Here is a 5,740-nt window from a genome sequence, read left to right as displayed (position 1 = left end):
TCGCGATCTGGCCCGCGAGATCGCCACCAGCGACGCCTATCTCGTCTCACGCCGCCAGCGGAAGAAAGTCGAGATGCTGTTCGCGCACCTCAAGCGCATCCTGAAGCTGGATCGCCTGCGTCTGCGCGGCCCCAATGGAGCAAAAGACGAGTTCCACCTCGCCGCAGCAGCCCAAAACCTTCGCAAACTCGCAAAGATGAAGCCGATCCCGGGCCTCGCACCCGCCTGAGTGGAGCGATAAGCCCGCTCGCCCGCTGTCCGCAGCGCACTTCCGTCAGCCCCACCACCGACTTCTTCAACAGAATAGACCCCAAATGCGGACATTCGGATAATGGTAGTCGTCCCCGCAAAGCTGTCGTAGTAATTTGTTACAACCTAAAGTCCCAATAGGTTTGCAAATGACAATTTGAGGGAGCGGTGGAAAATGCTTGTCATTGTGGCTGCTGCGATTGCGTCGGTCACCAACCCTCTTCTCCCCCCGGATGACGATCGCCAGATGATCGCCGAAGCGCAGGCGATCGTTCGGACCAATGGGGATCGTGTCTGGGAAGGCTTCTCGCAAGCACCGCTTCCGATCTTGTTAATTGGCCCAGATCAGGAGACTTTGTTCTGCGGCGCCCCTGCCCCGGATTTTTCTCCCGCCGGCTTCGACTCGGTGACGAACTGTGCAATGCAAACGCGACCGAGGGAACTTCCTGTGGATCTTTCCGCAGCGACGTATATCGGTGATCAACAAGTCATTATGGTGGGTGTGCCAGATGCATTGGGCATGAGCCGGGACGAATGGATCGTAACCATTCTGCACGAAGCTTTTCACCAGTATCAAAGCACCCTGCCCGGATATATTGCGGCCGTCGATCGCGTTCGAGAAATGTTCGGCGGGGACAGCAGCCAGTGGATGCTGGATTATCCGTTTCCTTATGCCGATAGCGAGGTCGAGAACGCCTTCAAGGAGATGACGGGCAGTGCCCTGCGATATCTGGAGGCGACAAGTTCTTTTGAGCGACATCTTGCAACGTCCGATTACATTGATGCCCGAAAAGACGCCAAACGCGCGGCGAGCTTGAAGGATTGGGCGTATTTCGAGTTCCAAGCCGGGCAGGAAGGGGTGGCGCGCTGGTCCGAGCAGGAGTTGGGCGCGCTAGTGGCGACATCCCATCCAAGCATCGCCGCGGTCGCAGAGGACGGCAGGCTGGGGTTGGCCGCAAGTCTTCGGGCGATCGACCGGGATGGACTCGGAATGTGGAAGCGGAGCGCGTTCTATGTTCTTGGAGCAATAGAGGCCGAAATGCTGCACCAGCTCGATCCGGCCTGGCAACGTCAATACGTAAACGCGCCATTCAGCCTAGGAACGATGATTGAGAGGACAGCTGAGCAGCTTCAGCCGCGTTAGGTCCGCTTAGCCAACTTCCTTAGACAAAAGCAGACAGTCGCAAACCCACCCCATCTCCGACATGCCGCGTCGCAAATGTTGTAAGTTGCGCGACAGGCCGGATCGGCTCCACTCACCCGAGTGGCGGCGCTGTCGCGAAAGTGTGTTGCTAAACTCTGCAGTTTCGATGCATATATGCGACATGCTTATCGGCTATGCCCGCGTGTCCACCGACGACCAGGACCTCATGCTGCAACGCGCCGCGTTGAAGGAGGCGGGATGCCGCCGCACCTTTGAGGAAAAGGTGTCGGGCGCTAGGCGCGACCGCCCCGAACTGGCGCGCCTGCTCGACCAGATCCGCGACAATGACGTGGTGGTTGTCACCCGGCTCGATCGGCTCGCGCGCTCGACCAAGAACCTGCTCGACATCGCCGAGCGGTTGAACGACGTGGGCGCGGGCCTGCGCTCGATCGCCGAGCCGTGGGCGGACACCACCTCGCCCGCGGGACGCATGGTGCTGACGGTGTTTGCCGGTATCGCCGAGTTCGAGCGCGCGCTCATCCACCAGCGCACCAGCTCGGGGCGCGCCGCCGCCAAGGCGCGCGGCGTCAGGTTCGGCCGACCAGCGAAGCTCACGGCCGACCAGATCGCCTTGGGCAGGCGTCTCGTCGAGGAAGGCACGTCTGTGCGCGAAGCCGCCAAGCTCCTCCAGTGCCACCACGCGACCCTCTACCGGGCGCTGTCCGCGTCTGCCTTGGCCGCGTAGAGAGTTTTTCAACAGCCTCGTTCGGTTTTGACGCGGCGTTAGCGATCTTTGCGGTTCATGGCCTTGCCGATCAGCCAGATGTGAAATGCGTGAACCGCGATAAAGCCCGTCGCCAAGATGACGATTACCGGAACCTCCATACCCTCCTGACCGGCTCTCGGCTCCAACATCACTGTCGAAGCGCTGGCTGCAATGAGAACGAGGGTTGCCAGTGCGGGCGTGAAGGCAAGAGCGATAGCCCTTGGCGCGGTCCAGTTGACCTCGCCTCCGAACGACCATTGCATCGGGAGTCTGTCGCTATCCCGAAAACGGGAATTAGCTCGAAATGACATCGCCACCATGACGATAATCGCGGCCAAGGCGATAATGAACTGGATCATCCTTCGATGGTAACTCAGATACGCACCGTCGCAATACCGCTTTCTCCAAGCTCCTCAATCGGGCACTTTCCAGCTAGAAGCATGTGATGAAGCTGAAAGCGCTGCCATCCATCATCTTCGCTCCGCTGCTGCTCGCTGGCGCGACCGAGCCGGTCGATTACAATGCGGCGGCGGCCGATCTCGATCAGACGATCGAGCGCCAATACGCCTATCTCGACAAGCTGCCCGATGGCACCCTCCCACAATCCGACGTTCTCACGCGCGAACGTGAGGCTGTCCACGATGAACGCACGCTGCTCCGCTACGCCGAACACCGGATCGCCTCGCTCGCCGATCACCATGCGATCACTGGCAGCTCGTTCGCGGACAGCTGGGCAGTGGTGCCAACCTATGCCGATCTGTGGGTGGTGTTCGAGGATGGCCGCTACGTCATCGATGCGGTCAGGCCGGACAGCCCTGCATCGCAGGCGGGCATCCAAAGTGGGCAGCAGATTGCCGCAATCGATGGGGTTCCAGTAGCTCGTGCCGTCGCCGGATTCTGGTCGGCGATGGACCTCGAAATCACGCCGCAGCGGGCCGGTTATGCCGCCCGCGTTCTTGTCGCCGGGCGTCGCGATCGGGAGCGGCGGATTGTCATTGCCGACAGTTCGGGCACGGAGCGACCGGTGGTTCTGTCCTCGCTTTACGCAGCAACCGATGATCCGGAACCGCCCCTGTCGGTCTGTGCCGCCAACGACGTGACCATCGTCCGCTTCAATAACGCTCTCGGCGACCGGGAAACGATCGCCGCCTTTGACGCCGCGATGGGTTCGCTCAATCCCGATACCAATCTCGTGCTCGATTTGCGGGACACTCCATCGGGCGGCAACACTACGATCGCACGGGCCATCATGGGTTGGTTTGTCGATCGGCCCCGTGACTATCAAATACACAATCGCCCCGTCGAGGAACGCGAGACGGGCGTCGCACGCCAATGGATCGAACAAGTTCTCCCCCGTTCCGACAAATATCGATCGGAGCTGCCGACAATCCTGGTCGGCCGTTGGACAGGAAGCATGGGCGAAGGCCTGGCGATCGGGTTCGCGGCGCTGGGCGCTGACGTGCGCGGGTCGATGATGGCGGGCCTGAACGGCTCGGTAGAGGATTTGCCGATCGGAAACACCGATCTGACGATCAAGCTGCCAACCGAACGGCTAATGACTACGGAAGGAAAGCCTCGCGAGGATTTCGTGCCCGCGCCGATCGGCGATAGGCTGGCGAACGCAACCTGTTAGCGAGAGCTATTGGGGTGGTTTTGCGACAGGCAGCTTATGGCCCCCGCCAAGGTGCTAGCTGCCAAGGCGCAATCCCAGAAAGGAGGCTCCGGGAACTGGGTTAAATGATACCGGATCGGCGTCGATGAAATTGAAATCGCTGTAGAGCTTTCTAGCGGAAACCGATTTGGCTTGCACGTCGAGCCTCATCTCTTGGAAGTTCATCAAGCGAGCCTCGACAAGCAACCGTTCGACCAATTTACGTCCCAACTCGTTGCCTCGGGCTCTTGGTCGGACATACAGCCGCTTCATTTCGCATATTTCCGCTGTGACTTTCCGCAACGCGACACAGCCATCGATCGCACCGCCGCGCTCCGAGAGCAAAACGCATCCATTGGGCGGCGTATATTTTACCGCCAAATTCTCGAATTCAGCTTCGTTGCCTTGGTAGTCTAAATTGACCGGCGAGTTCGCAATGAATTCGCGCCAGATGTCCAGCACCGAATCCGTGCCTCCTGGAAAGACTGCCAGCCTGATTGTCATAGTGCCATTTTACCGGGGAATCGCAATCTGGTGAAGATTGAATGTCTGCTAGCTGGCAGCGGTCATATTGTCGGAGTGACCGCAACTGGGGTCGGGAGCTGCCATTCCTAGAGAGCTATAGAACGGGCGCGAATCGGTTTTTCCGGTTTCGCTGACTCCAAACGACGCGCCGGTTCCAGCGCCGTCTGCCGCTCCCCGCTGCGCAGCTCGATCGCGTCGGCAAGCTTCTCGCGGCTGTCGGTGTAGATCGCCGCATGGTGCCGCGCGCGGCTGATCGCGACATAGGTGGTCTTCGCATCCACCGTCATCGCGCGGTGGCTTTCAAGATGGGTCATCGATCGGTCGGCGGTCGCGCCCTGACTGCCATGTACGGTGCCCACCCACCCGTGCCGCAAATGCCGGTCGCGGGTCTGGTCCAGCGATAAATGATGCTCCTGCCCGCGCGCGTCCCTGACCGTCATGGCGCGCCGCTCGGCATCGATCGCGGTCACGTTGCCGGTCAGCCCGTTCACGCGCCCCGCCTCGCGGTCGTTGCGCGTGAACTGCACCCGGTCGCCCTTCGCGAACTCCCGCTCTTTCTCGATATAGGCCTCGGACTGTCCCCGGCCCCACCTGTCGAGCCGCCAGTCGATCGCGCGGCCGTTCGACCCGCGCAGCGTGATCCGGTTGGCCTCGCGGTCGATGCCATCAACCCGATAGGCCTGTCCCTTCGCGACGCCGTGGCGCTCGTAGTCGCGGCGGAACGTCACCACGTCGCCCTTCTCATAGCCGCTGGCCATGCGCGCTTCCTCGCGGGTCAGCCCTTTGTTCTCGAGCGTAGCCATTGTCATGCTGTCGCCGGTGATTGTGCCGTCCCTGCGAAGCTCGGCGCGGATGGCTTCGGTCAGCAATTCCCGGCCCTCTCGGGTGGTGTCCATCACCAGCGTCTTGGCCCGGTCCTTTGGCGACAGCGCGGCGAAGTCGCGCGCCATCGCCGCGCGCCGATCCCCGGCTTGCGGGATCTCGGCGATGCGGCCCCCGCCTTTGTCCAGCGCGGCAAGCGCCCGCGCCCCGTCGCCCGCGATCGTGGCTTCGACCGCCTCGCGGGTCAGGTCGTTCGCCTGGCGCACAATCTTATCGAGCACATGCGTTTTCATGCCTGCGTCCTGGAGCTGGCCAAAGGCGCGGCCCGCCTCCACGCTGCCGAGCTGTTTCACGTCGCCCACCAGCACGACGCGCGCGCCCGATCTCTCGGCCATGCTCAATACCTTCGCCATGTCGCGCGCGCTCACCATCGAGGCTTCGTCCACGATCCAGGCCTCGGGGCGGGTCTTCGCTTCCAGCACCATGCGCTCGCCGGTCAGCACGGCCTTTGCCACTGTCTCGCCATTCGCGTCGATGGCCCCGCCCAACAGGTCGGCCGCTGCCGCCGTGGGCGCGAACGCGC

General features: G+C 61.8%; 7 protein-coding genes. 4 read left to right on the top strand and 3 right to left on the bottom strand.

Annotated elements, in window-relative coordinates; all coding sequences use genetic code 11:
• The 3 genes from K4G67_RS15710 to K4G67_RS15700 form a co-directional block, all read left to right on the top strand.
• A partial coding sequence (locus tag K4G67_RS15710; protein ID WP_239807234.1) for a transposase occupies positions 1 to 229 on the top strand: 229 nt, incomplete at its 5' end.
• A gap of 195 nt (positions 230 to 424) precedes the next feature.
• Positions 425 to 1,393: a hypothetical protein gene (locus K4G67_RS15705; RefSeq protein ID WP_239807233.1), complete on the top strand. Its 969-nt coding sequence runs from the start codon at positions 425 to 427 to the stop codon at positions 1,391 to 1,393.
• A 181-nt stretch (positions 1,394 to 1,574) separates the two neighbouring features.
• The gene (locus tag K4G67_RS15700; protein WP_239807232.1) at positions 1,575 to 2,138 is read left to right on the top strand and encodes a recombinase family protein; all 564 of its coding nucleotides are present in this window, start codon (positions 1,575 to 1,577) and stop codon (positions 2,136 to 2,138) included.
• 38 nt (positions 2,139 to 2,176) lie between these two features.
• Here K4G67_RS15700 and K4G67_RS15695 read toward each other — a convergent pair whose 3' ends face one another.
• Positions 2,177 to 2,518, bottom strand: a complete 342-nt coding sequence (locus tag K4G67_RS15695; protein ID WP_239807231.1) for a hypothetical protein — start codon at positions 2,516 to 2,518, stop codon at positions 2,177 to 2,179.
• An 86-nt stretch (positions 2,519 to 2,604) separates the two neighbouring features.
• Here K4G67_RS15695 and K4G67_RS15690 point away from each other — a divergent pair, with 86 nt between their 5' ends.
• The gene (locus tag K4G67_RS15690) at positions 2,605 to 3,792 is read left to right on the top strand and encodes a S41 family peptidase (RefSeq protein ID WP_239807235.1); all 1,188 of its coding nucleotides are present in this window, start codon (positions 2,605 to 2,607) and stop codon (positions 3,790 to 3,792) included.
• 54 nt (positions 3,793 to 3,846) lie between these two features.
• Here K4G67_RS15690 and K4G67_RS15685 read toward each other — a convergent pair whose 3' ends face one another.
• Both K4G67_RS15685 and K4G67_RS15680 read right to left on the bottom strand, forming a co-directional pair.
• Complete coding sequence (locus tag K4G67_RS15685; protein ID WP_239807230.1) at positions 3,847 to 4,272, bottom strand: GNAT family N-acetyltransferase; 426 nt, start codon at positions 4,270 to 4,272, stop codon at positions 3,847 to 3,849.
• 149 nt (positions 4,273 to 4,421) lie between these two features.
• Positions 4,422 to 5,740, bottom strand: a 1,319-nt coding sequence (locus K4G67_RS15680; RefSeq protein ID WP_239807229.1) for an ATP-dependent DNA helicase, incomplete at its 5' end; no start/stop codon positions are given.

This window comes from Croceicoccus hydrothermalis, assembly GCF_022378335.1.
Taxonomy (GTDB): Bacteria; Pseudomonadota; Alphaproteobacteria; order Sphingomonadales; family Sphingomonadaceae; genus Croceicoccus; species Croceicoccus hydrothermalis.
The sequence above is the reverse complement of the archived record's forward strand: the minus strand, read 5'-3'. Positions and strand labels throughout refer to the sequence as shown.

Excerpts from the sequence above, each read along its gene's own strand:
- K4G67_RS15705 (WP_239807233.1), top strand. The coding sequence starts at position 425 with ATGCTTGTCATTGTGGCTGCTGCGATTGCGTCGGTCACCAACCCTCTT.
- K4G67_RS15700 (WP_239807232.1), top strand. The coding sequence starts at position 1,575 with ATGCTTATCGGCTATGCCCGCGTGTCCACCGACGACCAGGACCTCATG.
- K4G67_RS15695 (WP_239807231.1), bottom strand. The coding sequence starts at position 2,518 with ATGATCCAGTTCATTATCGCCTTGGCCGCGATTATCGTCATGGTGGCG.
- K4G67_RS15690 (WP_239807235.1), top strand. The coding sequence starts at position 2,605 with ATGAAGCTGAAAGCGCTGCCATCCATCATCTTCGCTCCGCTGCTGCTC.